General features: G+C 36.6%; 22 protein-coding genes. 6 read left to right on the forward strand and 16 right to left on the reverse strand.

Features of this window, described 5'->3' with window-relative positions; all coding sequences use genetic code 11:
• Positions 1–11: 11 nt before the first annotated feature.
• The 15 genes from atpH to rpmH form a co-directional block, all read right to left on the reverse strand.
• Complete coding sequence (gene atpH, locus H4J75_RS14750) at positions 12–545, reverse strand: F0F1 ATP synthase subunit delta (RefSeq protein ID WP_070375309.1); 534 nt, start codon at positions 543–545, stop codon at positions 12–14.
• Positions 546–559: 14 nt separating this feature from the next.
• Complete coding sequence (atpF, locus tag H4J75_RS14755; protein WP_182222560.1) at positions 560–1,030, reverse strand: F0F1 ATP synthase subunit B; 471 nt, start codon at positions 1,028–1,030, stop codon at positions 560–562.
• A gap of 40 nt (positions 1,031–1,070) precedes the next feature.
• Positions 1,071–1,298, reverse strand: a complete 228-nt coding sequence (gene atpE / locus H4J75_RS14760; RefSeq protein ID WP_086745850.1) for a F0F1 ATP synthase subunit C — start codon at positions 1,296–1,298, stop codon at positions 1,071–1,073.
• 84 nt (positions 1,299–1,382) lie between these two features.
• Positions 1,383–2,237: a F0F1 ATP synthase subunit A gene (gene atpB / locus H4J75_RS14765; RefSeq protein ID WP_182175911.1), complete on the reverse strand. Its 855-nt coding sequence runs from the start codon at positions 2,235–2,237 to the stop codon at positions 1,383–1,385.
• Between the two features lie 47 nt (positions 2,238–2,284).
• On the reverse strand, positions 2,285–2,680 hold the full coding sequence (locus H4J75_RS14770) for an ATP synthase subunit I (protein WP_182217504.1): 396 nt from the start codon (positions 2,678–2,680) through the stop codon (positions 2,285–2,287).
• A 311-nt stretch (positions 2,681–2,991) separates the two neighbouring features.
• Positions 2,992–3,876: a ParB/RepB/Spo0J family partition protein gene (locus H4J75_RS14775; protein ID WP_182217502.1), complete on the reverse strand. Its 885-nt coding sequence runs from the start codon at positions 3,874–3,876 to the stop codon at positions 2,992–2,994.
• 27 nt (positions 3,877–3,903) lie between these two features.
• The gene (locus H4J75_RS14780) at positions 3,904–4,701 is read right to left on the reverse strand and encodes a ParA family protein (protein ID WP_070375304.1); all 798 of its coding nucleotides are present in this window, start codon (positions 4,699–4,701) and stop codon (positions 3,904–3,906) included.
• Positions 4,702–4,722: 21 nt separating this feature from the next.
• Positions 4,723–5,355, reverse strand: a complete 633-nt coding sequence (gene rsmG, locus H4J75_RS14785; RefSeq protein WP_182222561.1) for a 16S rRNA (guanine(527)-N(7))-methyltransferase RsmG — start codon at positions 5,353–5,355, stop codon at positions 4,723–4,725.
• 27 nt (positions 5,356–5,382) lie between these two features.
• A complete protein-coding gene (gene mnmG, locus H4J75_RS14790; RefSeq protein ID WP_182217500.1) occupies positions 5,383–7,272 on the reverse strand; it encodes a tRNA uridine-5-carboxymethylaminomethyl(34) synthesis enzyme MnmG in 1,890 nt (629 codons plus the stop codon).
• 436 nt (positions 7,273–7,708) lie between these two features.
• Positions 7,709–8,152: a flavodoxin domain-containing protein gene (locus H4J75_RS14795; RefSeq protein ID WP_182222562.1), complete on the reverse strand. Its 444-nt coding sequence runs from the start codon at positions 8,150–8,152 to the stop codon at positions 7,709–7,711.
• A gap of 39 nt (positions 8,153–8,191) precedes the next feature.
• The gene (gene mnmE / locus H4J75_RS14800) at positions 8,192–9,568 is read right to left on the reverse strand and encodes a tRNA uridine-5-carboxymethylaminomethyl(34) synthesis GTPase MnmE (protein ID WP_182222563.1); all 1,377 of its coding nucleotides are present in this window, start codon (positions 9,566–9,568) and stop codon (positions 8,192–8,194) included.
• A 101-nt stretch (positions 9,569–9,669) separates the two neighbouring features.
• Positions 9,670–11,307, reverse strand: coding sequence for a membrane protein insertase YidC (gene yidC, locus H4J75_RS14805; protein WP_182222564.1), 1,638 nt, complete (start codon positions 11,305–11,307; stop codon positions 9,670–9,672).
• 6 nt (positions 11,308–11,313) lie between these two features.
• Positions 11,314–11,562, reverse strand: a complete 249-nt coding sequence (gene yidD / locus H4J75_RS14810) for a membrane protein insertion efficiency factor YidD (RefSeq protein ID WP_070375298.1) — start codon at positions 11,560–11,562, stop codon at positions 11,314–11,316.
• Positions 11,529–11,885 carry a ribonuclease P protein component gene (rnpA, locus tag H4J75_RS14815; RefSeq protein ID WP_070375297.1) on the reverse strand — a complete coding sequence of 119 codons (357 nt, stop codon included), beginning with the start codon at positions 11,883–11,885 and terminating at the stop codon, positions 11,529–11,531. Before rnpA ends, yidD begins: the two co-directional genes overlap by 34 nt.
• A 40-nt stretch (positions 11,886–11,925) precedes the next feature.
• Positions 11,926–12,060: a 50S ribosomal protein L34 gene (gene rpmH, locus H4J75_RS14820; protein WP_070375296.1), complete on the reverse strand. Its 135-nt coding sequence runs from the start codon at positions 12,058–12,060 to the stop codon at positions 11,926–11,928.
• Between the two features lie 475 nt (positions 12,061–12,535).
• Here rpmH and dnaA point away from each other — a divergent pair, with 475 nt between their 5' ends.
• The 6 genes from dnaA to glyS all read left to right on the forward strand — a co-directional run bounded on the left by dnaA (position 12,536) and on the right by glyS (position 21,781).
• The gene (gene dnaA / locus H4J75_RS14825) at positions 12,536–13,891 is read left to right on the forward strand and encodes a chromosomal replication initiator protein DnaA (protein WP_070375295.1); all 1,356 of its coding nucleotides are present in this window, start codon (positions 12,536–12,538) and stop codon (positions 13,889–13,891) included.
• A gap of 42 nt (positions 13,892–13,933) precedes the next feature.
• Positions 13,934–15,037, forward strand: coding sequence for a DNA polymerase III subunit beta (gene dnaN / locus H4J75_RS14830; protein WP_070375294.1), 1,104 nt, complete (start codon positions 13,934–13,936; stop codon positions 15,035–15,037).
• Positions 15,037–16,125, forward strand: a complete 1,089-nt coding sequence (recF, locus tag H4J75_RS14835) for a DNA replication/repair protein RecF (protein ID WP_070375293.1) — start codon at positions 15,037–15,039, stop codon at positions 16,123–16,125. The genes dnaN and recF overlap by 1 nt, the downstream gene beginning before the upstream one ends.
• Positions 16,126–16,135: 10 nt before the next feature.
• Positions 16,136–18,580: a DNA topoisomerase (ATP-hydrolyzing) subunit B gene (gene gyrB, locus H4J75_RS14840; protein WP_070375292.1), complete on the forward strand. Its 2,445-nt coding sequence runs from the start codon at positions 16,136–16,138 to the stop codon at positions 18,578–18,580.
• Between the two features lie 211 nt (positions 18,581–18,791).
• Positions 18,792–19,715 carry a glycine--tRNA ligase subunit alpha gene (glyQ, locus tag H4J75_RS14845; protein ID WP_070375291.1) on the forward strand — a complete coding sequence of 308 codons (924 nt, stop codon included), beginning with the start codon at positions 18,792–18,794 and terminating at the stop codon, positions 19,713–19,715.
• Positions 19,715–21,781, forward strand: a complete 2,067-nt coding sequence (gene glyS / locus H4J75_RS14850; protein WP_182222565.1) for a glycine--tRNA ligase subunit beta — start codon at positions 19,715–19,717, stop codon at positions 21,779–21,781. Before glyQ ends, glyS begins: the two co-directional genes overlap by 1 nt.
• Before the next feature lie 60 nt (positions 21,782–21,841).
• Here the strand turns inward: glyS and tusA are convergent, their stop codons facing one another.
• Entirely contained in the window at positions 21,842–22,102 is a 261-nt protein-coding gene (gene tusA, locus H4J75_RS14855) for a sulfurtransferase TusA (protein ID WP_182222566.1), read from the reverse strand.
• Positions 22,103–22,362: the final 260 nt, after the last annotated feature.

Below are 22,362 nucleotides of genomic sequence, written 5' to 3' on the forward strand. Positions count from 1 at the left end.
TTTCCCTTATTCTAGGATTGTAAAATTGTTGCTAAACGGCTCAATTTACCTTGTATAGAGCCATCAATTACCATGTCATCAGCTTTAATAATTAAACCTGAAATAATAGTCGCATCGACAATACAATTAAGCTTTACTTTTCGAGCCAAACGCTTTACAAGCGCGGCGCTAAGTGTTGTTTTTTGCTCTGCTGTAATTTCTACAGCTGAGGTTACATCCACAGTAACTTCTTGCTCAAATTCAGCTTTAAGTGCTAAAAATTGCGTCAAAACATGTGGTAGCACCAACAAGCGTTCGTTTTCTGCCATTATTTTCAAGAAATTTTGGCCTTGACTGTCTATTTGCTCGCCACAAACACTTAAAAAAAGTGCTTGTGCCTGCTCGACTGAAGCACCACCAGAAAGAACCCCTTTAATGGTTTCATCTTTGGCAACTTCAGCAGCAAAGGTCAGCTGTGATAACCAGCTATCAATAGCCTTTGCTTCAACAGCAAAATCGAACGCTGCTTTAGCGTAAGGACGAGCGACAGTTGTCAATTCAGACATAGCTCTATTCCCTCTTAAAGTTCAGCGACGAATTTATCTAAGATGTCACTATGTGTGGCGGCATCAATAGAACGTTCAAGAATCTTCTCGGCACCGGCGACAGCAAGAATAGCAAATTGTTTGCGCAATTCTTCTTTAACACGGTTACGTTCAGTTTCGATTTCTGTGTGACCTATAGCTAAGATTTTTTCTTTCTCAGCTTGAGCTTTTACTGCAGCTTCTTCAACTATTTGCGTTTCACGTTTTTTCGCTGCTTCGATAATTTCGGCAGCTTGTGACTTAGCTTCTCTAAGTTGAGCAGTAGCTTTTTCTTGAGCAAGCTCAAGATCATTTGCAGCACGGTCTGAAGCAGCAAGTCCATCAGCGATCTTTTTCTGGCGAGCTTCAATAGCATCGTTCAATGGTGGCCATACATATTTCATGCAGAACCAAACAAAAACAACGAATGCTATTAATTCACCAATTAGAGTGGCGTTTAAATTCACAACCGCTCCTCCTTAATAGTAAGCTGTTCAAATAATGAAATTAAAGTACAAACAATAATACCATCGCGATACCAACACCGATCATAGCAACGGCATCGATTAAACCAGCTAAAATAAACATTTTCACTTGTAGTGAAGGAGCTAGTTCTGGTTGACGTGCACACGCTTCCAAGAATTTACCACCCATGTTACCAAAGCCAATTGCAGTACCAATAGCACCAAAACCGATTAGTAAAGCAACTGCGATAAACTTAATCGCTTCAGGCATTGTTAATATTTGTTCCATTTTTTTCTCCAAAGTTTTAATTGTAAAGTTAAAGTTAAAGTTAAAGTTAAGGTTAAAGGTTAAAAATTAATGATTATCAGAACTCGCCATACTTAAGTAAACGATTGTTAGCATCATAAAGACGAATGCTTGCAATACGATAACTAATATATGGAATACAGCCCAGACAAAGTGCAATGGAAGCTGCATCAAACCAACAGCGCCAATTAAGATGAATATTAATTCACCTGCATATAAGTTACCAAACAAACGTAGTGCTAACGAAAATGGCTTAGCAACAAGAGCAATGGTTTCAAGTAATAAATTACAAGGGATCAAAAATACCATCGCTAACTTGTTTTTGGTGTTGAACGGGTGCAAGGTTAATTCTTTAACAAAACCGCCAAGACCTTTTATTTTTATTGAATAAAAAATCATCAATAAAAACACACCAAGTGCTAGTGCAGCTGTTAAATTAATATCTGTTGTTGGTACAACTTTCATGTAGACATCGTGACTGTCCATGCCGAAAGCAGTTTCACCGACAAAACCAGCAAATGCAGGTAAGAAATCAACTGGAATTAAGTCCATTAAGTTCATTAAAAAGACCCAAACAAATATCGTTAAGGCTAATGGTGCAATTAATGTACTTTTTCCTTGGAACGTTTTATTAACGTTGTCACCGACAAACTCGACAACCATTTCAATAAAACATTGAAATTTATCAGGAACACCTACAGTAGCTCCTTTAGCAGCTTTGCGAAAAGTCCACAAAAACAACATACCTAGGCCAATTGACCATGCTAGTGTATCTATATGCCATGTCCAAAACCCACTGTCACTACATGCTTTATTAAATGCTAAACCAGTATCGGTTGTACACATTTTTGCATTAGTTAAATGGTGTTGGATATGGCTTGATAAGGTGACTTCTTCTGCCATTTTATTATCCCAAAAGTTAAAGTTTATAAATCTTTATCGCCAGTGAATTAACGTTCAGTTAAAAAAACTGGCAGTAGTAATGTTAAAAACACCACCACACAATATGTGCTTAAAAATATTAAGGGTGAAATAACTAAAAATTTAAATACTAGCGCGAATAATAACGCTGTATATAGCATTTTTAATTTTACGCCGGTATAAAAAGATTCCATAACCTTTCTTGAGGCATTTGCACCTGCATACTTAAATGCTTTATAAGCGAAAATAATATTAGGAACTATCACCACTACTCCACCTACAAGTAAAGAGTAAGCGTATAAGAGTCCCCAATTGAAATATGTTATTACCGCGCATATAACGACCAACATTGTCATTATACCGATTTGTCTCGACGCTAATTTTCGACCAGGCGTAGTTAATAAATTTTGATAACCTTTCGCCACTGCGGTCTCCAACGTAATGCTTCGTAGTCATAGTATTTTTTAAAGTTAATACTTTAACTTTAAAAAAGTCGTCGCAAGTATACTTAATTACAGCACTAATGCAACAAAATAGGGCGCTGATTGCCCCAATATGTACAAAATTTAACACTAAATTTAGAAAGCTTTAATCGAAAATGAAAACGTTACCTTTGAATGACATAACTAAAGATAAAATAGTTAAATAAAACTTATTTTTTATCCTGGTTAATGGGTAATAAACAATATTTTTTATTATTACCCGTTAACTACCTTAAATATAATATGCGCGTAATCTAATAAGAGTTGAAGCGAGAAATAATACTATCAAGCTCAGATAGGTCGCTGTAGGAGATAACCAATTTTCCTTTACCTTTTTTGTTATGAGCAATTGTCACCTGTGAACCAAATCTTTCTGATAAATTTTGCTCTAAACTTTTAGTATCTGGGTCTTTTTCTTTTTCTTCAATCACCTTCTCTGGTGCTTGTATCTTTTTAATTAACGCTTCTGTTTCACGAACGGTTAAATCTTTAGCAACAACAGTTCTAGCCGCATTACTTTGTATGTCTTTTTCTAATGCTAGTAACGCACGTGCATGTCCCATTTCGATATCACCGTGTTCTAGCAATGTCTTAACGTCTTCGTTGAGATTATTTAAACGCAGTAGATTAGAAACAGTCGTTCTAGATTTACCCACCGCATTGGCTACTTCTTGGTGCGTTAACTCAAATTCTGTTAATAAACGCTCTAATGCAATAGCTTCTTCCATGGCATTAAGATCTTCACGCTGAATGTTTTCAATTAAGGCAATAGCGATTGCAGCTTCATCGGGTACATTTTTAATTAAACAAGGAACCTTGTCCATTTTAGCTAATTGCGCGGCTCGCCATCGACGCTCGCCAGCAATTATTTCATAATTGTTTTCACTAATATTTCGAACAACAATTGGCTGTATAATTCCTTGAGAAAGAATAGAATTTGATAAATCTTCTAAAGCCTCAGCCGACATATCTTTGCGGGGTTGGTATTTACCCTGTTGTAATTGCTCTATGGGTAAATATTGTAATTCACTGTCTTGATTAGAAGATAAATTACGTTGAGTCGCATCATCAGTTTCTTTATTTGATGTTAATAATGCATCAAGGCCACGACCTAGGCCTCTACGTTTTGCTGGACTCATAATTTTCCTTCGGGTTTATCTAAATAGTTAATCAATTGTTTTTTCAGGTTTTTGTTTTTTTTGTTCTGCTTTACGTAATATTTCACCGGCAAGTGCTAAATACGCTTTTGCACCAGTTGATGACTTATCGTAATACATTACTGGTGAGCCAAAACTGGGTGCTTCAGCTAAACGGACATTACGTGGAATTACGGTTCGGTAAACTTTATCACCAAAATGACGTTTCAATTGTTCTGAGACATCATTAGCTAATCGGTTACGGGGGTCGTACATCGTTCGCAAAATGCCTTCTATGTGTAAGTCAGCATTCACTACCGATGTTAACTGCGAAACTGTGTCCATAAGTGCTGTTAAGCCTTCTAATGCATAGTATTCACATTGCATGGGCACCAACACCGAATCAGCAGCAGTCATGGCGTTCACTGTCAGCATATTCAATGAAGGAGGGCAGTCAATTATAATATAATCATATTGATCGCGAATAGGGGCTAAGGCATTTTTTAGACGATGTTCTCGAGAATACACTTGCATTAATTTGATTTCAGCAGCAGTAACATCAGTGTTGGCGGCAATTAAATCATATAAACCTGACGTTTCTCGACATACCACTTCTTCGAAAGACTTTTGTTCGACAAGTAATTCATAGCATGTTGCGTGTACTTCATACTTATCGATTCCACTGCCCATAGTGGCATTGCCTTGAGGGTCTAAATCAATTAATAATATTTTTCGTTTGGTTGCTGCTAGTGAGGCAGCTAAATTAACAGATGTTGTTGTTTTACCAACCCCACCTTTTTGGTTAGCAACCGCAATGATTTTTCCCACAATGACCTCGAAAGTATTTTATTATATTATTATTTTTTTTAGTTTAATAACATGGCGTTCGCCTTGTAAATTAGGCACGATTATTTCGCTACTGTCTACAAACTTTATATGTTCTGGTAATTGTTCTATTTCTTCGCGGGGAAATTGACCTTTTAGTGCATAAAATCGCCCCGTTTCATCCGCAATCAGATGTTGACACCAATTGACCATATCTTCAAGTGATGCAAATGCTCGACTTAACACACCATCAAAGAGTTCATCAGGTTGATATTTTTCAACCCTGGATAACACTGGTGTGACATTCTTGAGCTTTAGTTGAAAAACCACTTGTCGTAAGAAAGTGATTCTTTTACCTAAACTGTCCAATAAAACAAAATTTCTTTCAGGGTATAAAATAGCTAACGGTATACCTGGTAAACCTGGTCCTGTTCCTACATCAATAAATGATTGACCTTTTAACTCTTTGCCTACCATTAGGCTATCCATTATATGTTTAACCAACATATCACTGGTATTACGGACAGATGTTAGGTTATAAGCCTTATTCCATTTATCTAACAATTCAACATATTGAATTAATAAATCTATTTGTGCTTCATCGAGTGTTAATTCGCTTTTATCAATGAGTAATGTTAGTTCAGTTTTAAGTGTCATTTTTTTTTCGCGTTTTAATAATTTTAATTAGGCAATCTTACGTAACAAACCATGCTTTTTAAGATAAACCAATAATAACGATATCGCTGCTGGTGTAATACCGGATATACGTGATGCTTTGCCAATTGTTTCAGGTCGTGAATCACTTAATTTTGCCACAACTTCATTTGATAAACCCGATATTTGGGTAAAATCAAAATCTAGTGGGATCAGCGTATTTTCGTGTCGTTTCTTTTTTGATATTTCATCAAGTTGTCTATCAATATAACCTGCATATTTAATTTGAATTTCAACTTGCTCTGCAGCTTGTTTATTAGTAATTGCCGGTCCTAAACCTTCTATTTTCATTAAATCATCGTAACGAACTTCAGGGCGTCTGATCAGATCTTCTAAACTATTTTCTCGACTGATATCGGCTTTAAGTAGCTCATTGATTTGATCTACGCCAGAGTGATCTTTTTGGATCCAGGTTGTTTTTAATCGTTGACGCTCTAGTTCAACCATCTCTATTTTTTCGTTAAAGGCTTTCCAGCGAGCTTCATCAACTAAGCCCAGTTTATAACCTTTTTCTGTTAATCTGATATCAGCGTTATCTTCGCGTAACAATAATCGGTATTCAGCACGTGAAGTAAACATACGGTAAGGTTCTTTAGTGCCTAGCGTCGCTAAGTCGTCAACCAATACGCCCATGTAAGCTTCATCGCGGCCTAAAATAAGTTCTTCTTTTCCTTGTACTCGAGCTGCAGCATTCGTCGCCGCTAATAGCCCTTGAGCTCCAGCTTCTTCATAACCAGTCGTACCGTTAATTTGTCCAGCAAAATATAAATTTTCAACAAATTTACTTTCAAGGGTTTGTTTCAAATCGCGAGGATCAAAGTAATCATATTCAATAGCGTAGCCCGGTCGAGTGATATGAGCGTCTTCAAAACCTTTGATTGAACGTACTAATGCCATTTGAACATCGAAAGGCAAACTTGTTGATATACCGTTAGGATATATTTCATGGGTTGTTAACCCTTCAGGTTCAACAAATATTTGATGAGAATCTTTATCTGCAAAGCGAGTTATTTTATCTTCTATTGAAGGACAATATCTTGGTCCAACGCCTTCAATAACGCCAGTGTACATTGGCGATCTATCGAGACCATTTCTAATAATATCATGGGTATTACTGTTGGTATGGGTAATGTAACAAGGTACTTGAGCTGGATGATCATCTCTTGATCCCATAAATGAAAATACCGGTCGAGGATCATCGCCTGGTTGTTGCTCCATTTTAGTAAAATCTAAGCTGCGTGCATCTAAACGAGGTGGGGTACCTGTTTTTAAACGATCCATTCGAAATGGCATATCACGTAGATTTTTTGCTAAATTTACACTTGCAGGATCTCCTGCTCGGCCACCTTGGTAATTATTCAAACCGATATGAATTTGTCCTGCTAAAAATGTGCCAACGGTTAAAACAACGGACTTCGCTTTAAATTTCAATCCCATTTGTGTAGATACACCGACAATTCTATTATTTTCTAGAATAAGATCGTCACAAGGTTGTTGAAAAATAGTAAGATTTTCTTGATTCTCTAAATGACTTCTAACATACGAGCGATATAAAATTCGATCAGCCTGTGCTCGTGTAGCACGAACGGCAGGGCCTTTACTGGCATTTAATGTTCTAAATTGAATTGCAGCATGGTCTGTAGCCGTTGCCATTAATCCGCCTAAGGCATCAATTTCTTTAACAAGATGTCCTTTGCCAATTCCGCCAATGGCTGGATTACATGACATTTGACCTAAAGTGTCGATGTTATGAGTTAACAATAATGTTTTACAACCCATACGTGCTGCTGCAAGACATGCTTCAGTTCCGGCATGACCACCACCCACTACGATTACGTCATAAGATTCTTGGTACCACATAAATTTCAGGCCTTGATTAAACGTTAAAAATATTTTTATGAATAATTTGTTATTCAAAAATTAGGGAACGTATTTTAGCGCTTTTTTGCGATGAGGGGAATGATCAAATGACTAAAAAGATCTGAGTGTGATCCTTCTTATAATATATAAGATCTTTAAAGAGATCTTATTACTATTACTTATTAGTAAAGCCATTTTCTGTTGATAAGTCCTTTTTCCTTATAGATAACAGTTCATTAGTACGATCATAACACTGTGATCAAACTTTGATCAAAGGGTTTTAAACCTATGATCAAAATGGCTAGTTATCCACAAGCTAAATAAATTAGAATTCTATACACTGAATAATAATAAGAAATTAATAGCTTTTACCCAGACTTATCCACAGATGGTTGTTGTAGGGGACAGTTTTGTTGATAACTTATGAGTAAGATCTTTATAAAAGATCTTTATTATTTTCTAACCAACGTTGAGCAAGATCCTCTGGATCTATTTCTTCACTCATATCTAAGGTTTTTATCACGACTATTTCATTGCAACCCCTTGATAGTAATAACTTTTGAAAATCTTTAGCGGCTTTACAAAAGGTATCATAATTTGAATCACCCAAACCTATGATCATAAATTTAACTGGGGATAGATCTATAGTGCTATTTTTAAGATCTTCAACAAATTTTTGAATGTTGTCAGGAAAGTCTCCAGCACCATGAGTCGATGTACAAATTAGCCAAGTTTGATTATCGGCTATTATTTGTTCAAAATCGGGCTGCAAGTGAAGAGTTGTTTGGTGATTTAGTGCCAATAATGTCTCTTCACAGGCTTCAGCAACATACTCAGATCCACCTAACATACTGCCAACAATGATTTGAAATGAGCTCATTTTGTCCCTTTTTTCTTAAATTTAAAGTGGTATTTAGCGTTATTTTCCGATACAAAAAGACGAAAATATCTCTGTTAATAAGTCGTCATTGGTAAATTCACCGGTTATTTTATTGAGTTCTATCTGACATAAACGTAACTCTTCAGCAAGAATTTCTCCTGCGACATAAGATTCAAGCTGTTCTAAACCAATAATTAAATGATGATGAGCTTGTTCTAATGCGGCCAAATGTCGTCTCCTTGCCATAAATCCTCCTTCAGTACTGCCCTGATAGCCCATAATACTTTTTAAATGGTCTTTGAGCTCTGCTATGCCATCACCATTTTTTGCCGATAAGGTTACCGTAGGAATATCATTAGTCGCCGATAAACCGGTCGCTATGCCCTTAATATCTGCTTTGTTTTTAATAATGCTTAAACCAATATTTTTGGGAAGTTTGGCAAAAAATTCTGGCCATAATTTCTGTGGATCATCATTATTATCATCACAAGCATCGACCATAAGAAGCACTCTATCTGCTTGATTTATTTCCTGCCAAGCGCGTTCAATACCAATTTGCTCTACTTGATCGTTACTTTCACGTAGGCCGGCCGTATCAATAATATGCAGTGGCATACCATCGATGTGTATCTGCTCTGTAAGGACGTCTCGTGTTGTTCCTGCTATATCTGTGACAATAGCTGCTTCACGTCCGCTTAATGCATTTAACAAGCTTGATTTACCGGCATTAGGTCGTCCAGCGATAACTACGCGCATTCCTTCACGAATAATGCTGCCCTGATGGGCTTGGCTTTGAACCTTTTCTACCTGACCTATGATTTTTTTCAGATCGCCAACAACTTTTTCATCAGCAAGAAAGTCTATTTCTTCTTCAGGAAAATCAATTGCGGCTTCAACATACATTCTTAAATGAATAGTACTTTCGACAAGTTGATTAACAAGCTTAGAAAAATCACCCTGTAGTGAATGTAATGCACAACGAGCCGCTTGCTCTGAACTCGAGTTGATTAAATCAGCGATGGCCTCAGCTTGTGTTAAATCTAATTTGTCATTAATAAATGCCTGCTCACTAAATTCACCGGGTTTTGCCATACGTACTTTAGGTAGTGCTAAAATTTCTTTTAACAGCATATCTAATATCACGGGTCCACCATGTCCTTGCAATTCAAGGACATCTTCACCAGTAAATGAGTGGGGCGCTTTAAAATATAAGGCAATGCCTTGATCGAGCGTTTGCTGGTTAGCATCGTTAAAGGGTAAATACTCAGCTTTTCTAATTTCAGGTATCTTGCCCAAAATAGCCTGAGCAACACTCTTAACTTCAGGTCCAGATATTCTGATAATACCAACGCCACCTCTACCAGGTGCAGTAGCTTGTGCGGCAATGGTTTCTTTTTGATATAAAATTTCGGTCATAATCATTTCCTAGATAATAGCTTAGCTATTATAAACATTTTTCACTGGAAATAAAAAAGGCGACCTAATAGGCCGCCTTTAATAATTTTACGCTGTAGAAATTAATCTTTAGCTTTGGCTAGTTTAGCTTTTTCAATACCACTGAAAATAATTTTCATTTGAGCAATTGAAATCATGTTACTGACAAACCAGTAAAGTACTAAACCTGATGGGAACCAAGCCATAAATACAGAGAATGCCACTGGCATGTATTGCATTATTTTCTGTTGCATCGGATCTTGTATCGTCATCGGTTGCATTTTTTGCATAACGAACATACTTACACCCATAAATACCGGTAATATAAAGTAAGGGTCCATAGTAGAAAGATCTTCTATCCAGAAAAAGAACGGTGCATGTCGTAGTTCAACACTTTCTAAAAATACCCAATACAATGCTAAGAATATTGGCATTTGAATGATCATTGGTAAACAACCACCGGCTGGGTTCACTTTTTCTTTTTTGTACATTTCCATGGTAGCTTGTGACATTTTCTGACGGTCATCACCAAAGCGTTCTTTTAACTGTGCCATTTTAGGTGCAAGTTCACGCATCTTAGCCATTGAGGTGTATTGTGCTTTTGTTAATGGATACATAGCACCCTTAACGACTAAGGTAATTACAATAATCGCAATACCCCAGTTAGTAACTAAAGACTGAATTTGAAGTAATAACCAAAATAGTGGCTTACTGATCATGAATAAAAAGCCGTAATCTATAGTTAACCCTAAGTTTGGCGCTATCTCATCAAGCTTATATTGATCCTTAGGACCAACATAAAAAATAGCTGAGGTTGTCGCTTGGCTATTTGGTTGAATAGTCACAGATGGTGACTTAAATCCAATAACTGCTTCATTGTTAGCAGAATAACTTGAATAAATATTGTTATCGGCAGTTAGACTCGGTACCCATGCGGAAACAAAATAATGTTCAAGCATTGCAACCCATCCACCAGCAGTAGCTACATTTAATCTTTTTTCTTCAATGTCACCAAAATCGTATTTTTCATAGCGATCTTCAGTTGTCGAATAGGCTGCACCACGATACGTAGGCATTAATGAACTGCCACTTTCTACTAAAGTAGACTGTTTTAGTTGTCCGTACATTTGAACGGTAGCAGCGGTAGTTGCAGTGTTGTTTATAATATATTCAACATTTACGCTGTAGTCTGATTTTGTAAATGTAAAACGCTTTGTTACGTTTAAGCCATTTTCAGCAGTATATTGTAAATCAACGATTAATGGATCATCGCCTTCTAACTGGTAGTTTTTGCTACTCGTTTGGTAAATAGGACGTCCGGACACTTTATCTATGCCTTGCGCGCCTATTAAACCACTTTGTGCGATGTATTTACGGCTACCGTTTTGCAAAACGGTAAAAGGAATATCGTTTCCTTGTTCGGTATTAAATTTGACTAATTTCGCATCAATGATATCACCACCGCTAGTCGCAATTTTTACTATTAACACGTCAGTATTAATTGTAATGACTTGTTCTTTTGCTTTAGTAGGCGCTGACATTGGCATTGCTGAGCTTGATGATTCAGGAACAAAATCTCCATTGCCGGTAGCAATTTGATCAGATGTTTGAGTCATTGTTGTTTGAGCTACTACGGGTGCATTATCTTTTTGGTATTCAGTGAATAGCAAATAAGTAACAACCATAAGCGCAATAAAAAGAAAACTGCGTTGAGATTCCATAATTTATTATTTCTCTTCTTTTGATGGTGGCACGGGATCTAATCCACCCGCGTTTAATGGGTGGCATTTTAGTATACGTTTGGCTGCTAACCAACAACCTTTTATCACACCGAAGCGATTTATCGCTTCAACAGCATAAAAAGAGCAAGTTGGATGGAATCGGCAGTTATTACCCAGTAGTGGACTAAGCCAGCGCTGGTAAGCTTTTACAAGAGCTATGGCTAGCTGTTGTGCCGCTGAATTATCTTTCGCCATATTTTTTCTAATTGTTTTCTTATTTCGGCATTTTCTAACTGATCAGTACCAGACTTTACCATTACAACCATATCGATGTTAGGTAAGTCGTGCTGATTGAGTCGAAAGCTTTCTCTGATTTGACGTTTAATACGATTTCGCTGAACAGCTAATTTAACGCGTTTTTTAGCAATAGCTAAGCCTAAACGATTACGTTCATCAATATTTGGACTAACAAGAATGGTTATGTGGCTAGAGCCGAAACGAAGAGGTTTAGAAAATACAGATTGAAAGTGACCGGGAGTCAACAAGCGTGACTCCCGATTAAATTCATAATTAACCATGATGGTTAAAATATCTCTTAATTAAAGATTAAAGAAGAGATTATGCGCTAAGGCTTTTACGGCCTTTCGCACGACGACGTGAAATTACTGCACGACCGTTTTTTGTAGCCATACGTGCACGGAAACCGTGGTTGCGTTTACGCTTTAATACACTAGGTTGAAATGTTCTTTTCATTACGCTCATCCGTCTGTTGTTGTTGCCCTGGCAAACAGCCGTATTGAGCACACTGGTTCTAAAAAAAGAGGCCGAATTTTATAGTTTGTAGCAGGTGTTGTCAATGCTTATAGTAATCTATTTTAAAAAGATCCTAATAGATCTTTAGGTTAATTATTTATATCCACAGTTTTATAACATTTGATCAAATAATTTCCATAATAATATAAGCAATTGCCACTAATAGCTAAATAATATGTAAACGATATTTTAGCAGTAAATTAGTCTAAGAAGACCGTTTTAATTGCTTATGTGTGGTTTTTTTTATTTATTTTCTCTAAAAGGGCAACTATTTAAAAGTCAATATTGATGTTGTGGATAACTATGGTGATAATAGACACATTACAAAATACCATATTTACCGACTTTTGTTTTATTTGTCATATTAGCTAAAAGATGATTTAACAAAAGATAGCGTAATTTCAGGAGCATTTGGTTGGATCATTCACTTTGGCAGCGATGCCTTTCAGTTCTACAAGAAGAATTGCCTGCACAGCAATTTAGTATGTGGATACGTCCATTACAGTGTGTTGTTGCCGATAATATCATGACTTTATATGCGCCTAATCGTTTTGTGCTTGATTGGGTTCGAGATAAGTATGTAAGTCGTATAAATGAATTGGTCACTTTGCAAGAAAGTACAAATCCTCCTTTACTCAGGTTTGATGTTGGCAGTATTCCAAACCAAAGTAGCTCTCAGAATATTATTAATACTATTCCTCAACTTGTTACCTCGAATAAAAAACGAGAAGAGCCACAAAGTAATTTACCTAAAACGACCAATGTTAGAGTTAAATATACCTTTGACAATTTCGTTGAAGGTAAGTCTAACCAATTAGCACGTGCTGCCGCTTCTCAAGTTGCTGATAATCCTGGTTCTGCTTATAACCCTTTATTTATTTATGGCGGTACAGGGTTAGGTAAAACCCATTTATTACACGCTGTTGGTAATGGTATTTTACTGAATAAACCTAATGCAAAGATCGCCTATATGCACTCTGAACGTTTTGTTCAAGATATGGTGCGTGCGTTACAAAATAATGCGATGGAAAAATTTAAGCATTACTACCGTAGTGTCGATGCATTACTGATAGATGATATTCAATTCTTTGCCGGTAAAGATCGTACCCAAGAAGAATTTTTTCACACTTTTAATGCCTTGCTTGAAGGCAATCAACAAATTATTTTAACCAGCGACCGTTATCCTAAAGAAGTCGATGTTGAAGACAGACTTAAATCTCGCTTTGGTTGGGGATTAACGATAGCAATAGAACCACCCGAACTAGAAACACGTGTCGCCATTCTTAAGCGTAAAGCACAAGAAAGTCATATTAATTTGGCTGATGAAGTTGCGTTTTTTATTGCTAAACGTTTACGTTCTAATGTTCGTGAGTTAGAAGGCGCATTGAATCGCGTTATTGCTAATGCTAATTTTACTGGCCGGCCAATTACTATTGATTTTGTCCGCGAAGCATTACGAGATTTGCTTGCCTTACAAGACAAGTTAGTTACTATCGATAATATCCAACGAACTGTTGCAGAATATTATAAAATTAAAGTGGCCGATCTACTTTCAAAACGTAGAAATAGATCTGTTGCTAGACCTAGACAAATTGCAATGGCATTATCTAAAGAGTTAACTAATCATAGTTTACCTGAGATAGGAGATGCCTACGGTGGGCGAGATCATACGACTGTTCTCCATGCATGTCGAAAAGTTAAAGCGTTACGCGAAGAGTCGCATGACATTAAGGAAGATTATTCTAATTTAACTAGAACACTTTCGTCATAGCTTTCGTTATAATAATAAGTACATAAAAAGATAGGTAGATAAATGAAGTTTTCATTAAATAGGGAATTATTACTGAAACCACTTTTATTGGTTTCTGGTGCCGTAGAACGTAAAAGTACATTACCTATCCTTGGTAATATTCTTTTAGATATAAGTGGGCAGTCACTTACGTTAACAGCCACTGATTTAGAGCTTGAAATGGTATCTAGTACGCAAATAGATAACCAAGGTGAGGATGGAAAAATTACTATTCCCGCCCGCAAGCTTCTCGATATCTGTAAAAGTTTACCCGAAGATTCAATGTTATCTTTTGAATCTAATAATGAAGCAATCATTATCAGTACCGGTAGAAGTAAATATTCTTTAGCAACGCTACCTGCTGCTGACTTTCCTAATATAGAAGAGTGGAAAGGTGATGTTGAATTTCAAATATTTAAATCTGACTTGCTTCGATTAATAGAAAGCACTCATTTTTCTATGGCAAATCAAGATGTTAGGTACTACCTTAACGGTATGTCTATAGAGACAGAAGGTAACGAAATTCGCTCTGTAGCTACTGACGGTCACCGTTTAGCGATATGTAAAATTTCGTCTAATGAATTAACACTGCCGTCTAGACAAGTTATTGTGCCTCGTAAAGGTATCTTAGAAATTATTCGTTTACTTGACCCGGTCGAAGAAAACGTTCAAGTCTTTTTAGGCTCAAATCATATTCGTATTATTGATAGTGGCTTTTCATTTACCAGTAAATTAGTTGATGGTCGTTTTCCTGACTATCGTCGTGTTTTACCACGCAATGGTGATAAAGTACTCAACACCAGTAAAGAAAATTTACGACAATTATTATCCCGCGCTTCGATATTATCTAATGATAAGTTTAAAGGTGTCCGTCTTAATTTTTCTAAACACGAATTAAAAATTACCGCTAATAACCCTGAACAAGAACAAGCCGAAGAAATATTAGAAATTGATTTTCCTTACGAGGAAGTTGAAATAGGTTTCAACGTAAATTATGTTCTAGATGTTCTAAACGCAATAAAAGAGCCTGAGGTTAAATTTACTTTAGCCGATGCAAATAGTAGTGTAGTTATCGAAGGTGCTGAAAGTAACGAAGCTATTTATGTTGTTATGCCAATGCGACTTTAATGAGTATAGAAAAACTTACCGCTTATGATTTTAGAAATTTAGCAGCAGATACTATTGAATTAAACGATAATATTAATTTTATTATCGGTGATAACGGCAGTGGTAAAAGCAGTTTACTTGAAGCTATTTTTTACTTGGGTCATGGTAAGTCTTTTAGAACGTCGCAAGTTGAAAATTTAGTTACTCACAATAAAAGTAAATTCATTGTTAGTGCTAAAGACGATAAAGGATTACAGTTAGGTGTTGCCAAAGATTTTGCTACCGGCTTAACAGAAATTAAAATTGCTGGAGAAAAGCATAGACAGCTTTCTCAATTAGCAATAAATATTGCGGTACAAGTTATTACACCAGAAAGTTTTAAATTATTTTTTGGTGGACCGAAACAAAGAAGACGTTTCATTGATTTAGGATTGTTTCACGTGAAACATTCATTTTCAGATTGTTGGAAAGAATTTTCAAGAATACTAAAACAAAGAAATGCTTGTTTACGTAATAGGTCTGATGTTGATACCTTAGATTATTGGAGCCAAGTATTCTGCGAGGCATCGGTAAGGGTTGCAAAATTACGTGACGAATATATTAAGGAGCTTTCTTTAGAGCTTCAACCTTGGTTAGAGTTGATGTTGCCTAGTTTAGCTGAAGGTATATCGATATCTTATAGCCAAGGTTGGAATAGTAAAAAAACATTGAGTGATGTGTTATTACAAAATAGAGAGAGAGAAAAAAAAGCAGGCTTTAGTTTATACGGCGCACAAAAGTTTGATGTGAAATTTTTAACGGGTAATGTGGTGATCGACAATCAGTTATCACGTGGCCAACAAAAGTTGTTTTTACTGGCGTTAACTTTTGCGCAAGCTAAGTTAATAGAAAAAGTTAAGCGAGTAAAACCAATTTTATTAATTGACGATGTTGGTGCGGAACTAGATTTAAATTCTAGAACCTTATTAAACAACGCGATAAATAAATTAGACTGCCAAGTTATCATCACGGCAATTGATAAAATCGCAGTAGAACCCTTGGTTCCTACTGATAATAATTATAAGATGTTTCACGTGAAACATGGACAAATCTCAGCAATAGGTAAATAGGCTATACGCTATGACAGTAGAAAATGAATACGGCTCAGACAGTATCAAAGTTCTAAAAGGACTTGATGCTGTACGTAAAAGACCAGGAATGTACATTGGTGACACGGATGATGGCAGTGGCTTGCATCATATGGTATTTGAAGTTTTAGATAATTCTATCGATGAAGCCTTAGCAGGTCATTGTACTGAAATTGTTGTTAAAATACACATAGACGGCTCTGTATCGGTTAGAGATGATGGTCGTGGTATTCCAACTGACATTCACCCTGAAGAAGGTATTTCTGCTGCTGAAGTTATCATGACAGTACTTCATGCTGGTGGTAAATTCGGTGGTGAAGACTCTGGCTATAAAGTTTCAGGTGGTCTTCATGGTGTTGGTATTTCTGTAGTAAATGCTTTAAGTAGTAAGCTAAAACTGAATATTCGCCGAGCAGGTAAATTATTTGAGCAGATATATCACGAAGGTGTTGCTGAAGCTCCTTTAGCTGAAGTTGGTGTTAGTGATAAAACAGGTACTGAAGTACGTTTTTGGCCAAGTGAAAATACCTTCACAGATATTTTATTTCACTATGACTTATTAGTTAAACGTATCCGTGAGTTATCTTTCTTAAACTCTGGTATTTCAATTCGTTTAATTGATGAACGTGAAAAAGGCAAAGAAGACCATTTTAAATTTGATGGTGGTATTCAAGCTTTCGTCGATTACCTTAATACCAATAAAACACCCGTCAATGAAGAAATATTCTATTTTGATTTAGCGCGTGAAGACGGCATTATTGTTGAAGTTGCTATGCAATGGAATGATGGTTTCCAAGAAAGTATTCATTGTTTTACTAACAATATTCCTCAACGTGATGGTGGTACTCACTTAAGCGGTTTCCGTACTGCTTTAACACGTACACTAAATAGTTACATGGTTAAAGAAGGCCTTAATAAAACGAAGAAAGGTGGTAGCACAGAAACAAGTGCTTCGGGTGATGACGCTCGTGAAGGATTAACCGCGGTAATATCGGTTAAAGTTCCTGATCCTAAGTTCTCATCGCAGACCAAAGATAAATTGGTATCTTCAGAAGTAAAAACAGCTGTTGAACAAGCGATGGGCGAAAAACTTGGTGAATACCTTTTAGAAAAACCTTCTGTTGCTCGTACTATTATCATGAAGATTGTTGATGCAGCTAGAGCGCGAGAAGCTGCTCGTAAAGCCCGTGAAATGACGCGCCGTAAAGGTGCATTAGATATTGCTGGCTTACCGGGTAAATTAGCTGATTGTCAGGAAAAAGATCCTGCTCTTTCTGAACTATATATTGTCGAAGGAGACTCTGCTGGCGGCTCTGCCAAGCAGGGGCGAAATCGTAGAAACCAAGCAATATTACCGTTGAAAGGTAAAATTCTTAACGTTGAGAAAGCACGTTTTGATAAAATGATTTCATCACAAGAAGTTGGAACATTAATCACCGCCTTAGGTTGTGGTATTGGTCGCGATGAATATAATCCAGAAAAACTTCGTTATCACAGTATCATCATTATGACCGATGCCGATGTCGATGGTTCTCACATACGTACATTATTACTGACGTTTTTCTATCGTCAAATGCCAGAAATAATGGAACGTGGTCATATCTTTATTGCTCAACCACCACTTTATAAAGTGAAAAAAGGTAAGCAAGAGCGTTACATTAAAGATGATGACGGCTTAACAGAGTACTTAACAACGTTAGCTCTAGATAGTGCCGAGATTTATGTTAATGAATCAGCACCAGCTATTTCAGGCTTAGCTTTAGAACAGTTAGTGAAACAGTATCGTAAAACGCATGACATTATTAAGCGTGTTTCACGTCAAATACCTGCTGATATATTAGAAAAAATGATCTACAGCAGAGAAATTGTTAAAACTGATTTTCATGATAAAGCGTTAGTAGAAGCATGGGTTGGTGACTTAGTCGCACAATTAGACGAACAAGATGGTAATGGTTCTATCTATTCTGCAGATATTAAGCATGACCAAGAAAGAAATATCTACTATCCAAGTTTTAACGTTCGCCAACATGGTATTGATCATATTTATGATTGTGGTTATGAATTCATTCATTCAAAAGAATTTGAAACTATTTTTGGTTTAAATACTGCTATCAATGGTCTCATTGAAGAAGGTGGTTATGTTAAACGTGGTGAAAAAATTAAAACGGTTACTACTTTTGAAGACGCATTAACATGGTTAATGGCTGAATCAAAACGTGGTCAGTATATACAACGTTATAAAGGATTGGGTGAAATGAACCCAAGCCAGTTATGGGAAACCACCATGGATCCTGAAACTCGTCGTATGTTACAAGTTACCATTGAAGATGCTATTGCCGCGGATTTATTGTTCACTACATTAATGGGTGATCATGTTGAACCACGTAGAAACTTCATTGAAGCGAATGCGTTAAATGTAGCTAACTTAGATATATAGTTAAGCGCGTTATTTTAAAATTATAAATGCCCGGACATCAAATCTGGGCATTTTAACATTCTGCAATACGGTAATAGCTAAAGTAAATTGATTACTGAGTAAAAACTCAAAGTTTGTTAACTTGTTACTAGGTTAATAATAATGCAATCGGTATACTTAATATCATTAGCCGTTATCGGTAAAACTCACACGAATAATGAATCGGAAAATTATGAGTACGTTCAATATAAAAACATTTCAAGGATTAATCTTTCAGTTGCAAGACTACTGGTCACGCCAAGGTTGTGTCATCGTACAACCGCTTGATCTTGAAGTCGGCGCTGGTACTTTTCACCCAATGACATTTTTACGTTCTATTGGTCCTGAGCCAATGAGCAGTGCTTATGTTCAACCTTGTCGCCGTCCCACTGATGGCCGTTATGGTGAAAACCCTAATCGTTTACAACATTACTATCAATTCCAAGTCATGTTAAAACCTTCGCCGAAAAATATTCAAGAATTATACTTAAATTCTTTAAAAGAACTGGGCATTGATCCTCTAGTTCATGATATCCGCTTTGTTGAAGACAACTGGGAATCACCAACGCTAGGCGCTTGGGGATTAGGATGGGAGATTTGGTTAAACGGTATGGAAGTATCACAATTTACTTACTTCCAACAAGTAGGTGGCTTAGAGTGTACGCCAGTCACAGGTGAGATAACCTATGGCTTAGAACGCTTAGCTATGTATATCCAAAATGTTGATAGTATCTATGACCTAGTATGGGCTGATGGTCCTATGGGTACTGTACTTTATGGTGATGTTTTTCATCAAAATGAGGTTGAGCAGTCAACGTATAATTTTGAACATGCAGATGTCGATGCTTTGTTTAATACTTTTGATCAATGTGAAAAAGATAGCCAGAAGTTAATTGCAGCAGGTTTAGCATTACCCGCTTACGAGCAAGTTATGAAAGCCTCACACGCCTTTAACCTATTAGACGCTCGTCACGCTATTTCAGTGACCGAACGCCAACGTTATATACTAAGAGTCAGAACATTATCAAAAGCTTGTGCACAGGCTTATTACGATAAGCGTGAAGAATTAGGTTTTCCTCTTTGTAAAAATAATAATACTGCTGGTGGGAAATCATAATGAACACAGAAACACTACTAATAGAGCTAGGTACTGAAGAATTACCACCGAAGTCATTAAAAAATCTTGCCGTTACATTTTATCAGCAAATAAAAGATCAACTAGATAGCGCAGGTTTAACTTACGAAGATATTCAATGGTTTGCTACACCACGTCGTTTAGCGGTAAAGGTCAGTCAGTTAGTTGAAAAACAGGCCGATAAAGAAATTGAAAAACGGGGTCCAGCCATTGATGTAGCATTTGATGCTGAAGGCAATCCTAGCAAAGCCGCGCAAGGTTGGGCACGTTCCAATGGTATTAGTGTTGAAGAAGCTCAGCGCTTAAAGACTGACAAAGGTGAATGGTTATTACATCGTGCGACACAAACAGGAAAAACCATAGCAGAGTTAATTCCTGCTATGGTCAATATTGCGGTAAGTAAACTACCTGTTCCTAAACCTATGCGTTGGGGCAGTACTCGTACTCAATTTATTCGCCCAGTCCATACCTTGACCATAATGTTTGGCGCAGAAATCATTGCCGGTGAAACTTTAGAAGTAAGTTCAAGTAATGTTGTCACGGGACATCGTTTTCATCATGAAGGTTTCGTTACTTTAGCGCATGCAAATGAATACGAAGACAAACTAACGTCGGCATTCGTTCAAGTTAATTACCAAGAGCGCCAAGCATTAATTTTGTCAGAAATTAATAAAGCCGCTCAGCAATTAGATGGTGTTGCATTAATTGACGATGAGTTATTGGAAGAAGTTACTGGTTTAGTTGAATGGCCGGTAATATTAATTGGTAGTTTTGACAAAGCCTTTTTAGATGTTCCCGCTGAACCACTTATTTATTCAATGAAAGATCACCAAAAATACTTTCCGGTAAATGATAAAAATGGTCAGTTATTAAATAAGTTTATTTTTGTAACCAACATTGAAAGTAAAGACCCTATTCAAGTGATTAAGGGCAATGAAAAAGTCATTCGTCCACGCTTGGCAGATGCGGAGTTTTTCTTTAAAACGGATAAGAGCAAAACGTTAGCGTCACGTTTAGAAAGTTTATCATCGGTATTATTTCAGAAACAGTTAGGAACATTAAAAGAGAAATCTGAACGTATTGCTTCATTAAGCGCAGTTATTGCCGGACAAATAGGCGAGAACACGGAACAAGCAAAACGAGCAGGTTTACTCAGTAAAACTGATTTGATGTCTGATATGGTTTTAGAGTTTCCTCAAGTACAAGGTACTATGGGTAAATATTACGCTGAGAATGATGGCGAAGCACCTGAAGTTGCTCAGGCCTTAGAAGATCAATATAGACCTCGTTATGCGGGTGATGCCTTACCTGAAGGTAATATTGGTTGTGCAGTCGCTATTGCTGATAAAATTGACAGCTTAGTGGGTATTTTTGGTATTAACCAAGCTCCTAAAGGTGATAAAGACCCTTTTGCGTTACGTCGTGCGGCAATTGGTTTGATTCGAATTATCATCGAGAAAAAATTACCATTAGATATCAATACCTTAATTGAATATAGTGTTAGTTTATACGGTGAAAAACTTTCAAATGAAAACGTTAATGTCCAAGTTGTTGATTTTGTTTTGGGTAGATTTAGAGCCTATTACCAAGAGCAAGGTATATCAGTTGACGTTATTCAAGCAGTATTAGCCAATGCGCCAACTGAACCTTTAGACTTTGAAAAACGTATTAAAGCGGTAAGTCACTTTAAATCATTGGAACAAGCCGCAACACTAGCTGCCGCTAATAAACGTGTTGGTAATATTTTAGCTAAATTTAGCGGTGAACTTTACCCAACGTTTAAAGCTGATTTAGCCACTGAAACACAAGAAAAAGCGTTAGCTGAAGCATTTAATGAAGTGAAAGCTACGATTGCACCGATGATGTTGGCAAAAGATTACCAGGCGGCATTAACAGAGCTTGCTTGTTTAAAAGCACCGATAGACAACTTTTTTGATAATGTTATGGTGATGGCTGACGATGAAGCGATAAAAACTAATCGTTTAACGCTATTAAATGAAATTAGGAATAGTTTCTTTGCCATTGCTGATGTTTCACTTTTACAATAGGTAAGCGTTAGTCGTATCGACACTTACTTATTAGTGCTGAATATTTAAAAAGGGAAAGTGTTAAGCTTTCCCTTTTTTGATCAAATAAAGGAAAGGTTTTTCATGAGTTTGTTGGGCGATAAGTTCATGATCCATAAAACGACAAAAACTGGGTATATCTCTAGTTGTGGAAGGGTCGTCTGCCGTTATTAATAAAGTTTCTTGAGCGGAAATTTTTCGAATCGATTTCCTTACCATCATGACGGGCTCTGGGCAACGTAACCCAACAGCATCTAATAAATGGTCGGGATTTTTGAAAACATCTTCAGGGTTATTATTCATGGTGATATACAAAGGAGATAATTAATAAGGCAATGTTAGCAAAAAAAATGAAAGCAGGGTATCAAGACTAAATTTTATTTATAAAAACTAAATTATCATTACCTTGTAACGACTTTAAAAGCTAATTTATTGATGATAAGTATCAAGCATTACAGAATGCTAATTTCACTTGCTTTGTTGGGCTATGCATGAAAAATTAAGGGTAACTGCTAACTAGTCTGTTAAGGGTAGAGTTACAGATGTAAACAGAAATATTTTTA

Source organism: Colwellia sp. BRX10-1, assembly GCF_014077545.1.
Lineage (GTDB): Bacteria > Pseudomonadota > Gammaproteobacteria > Enterobacterales > Alteromonadaceae > Colwellia_A.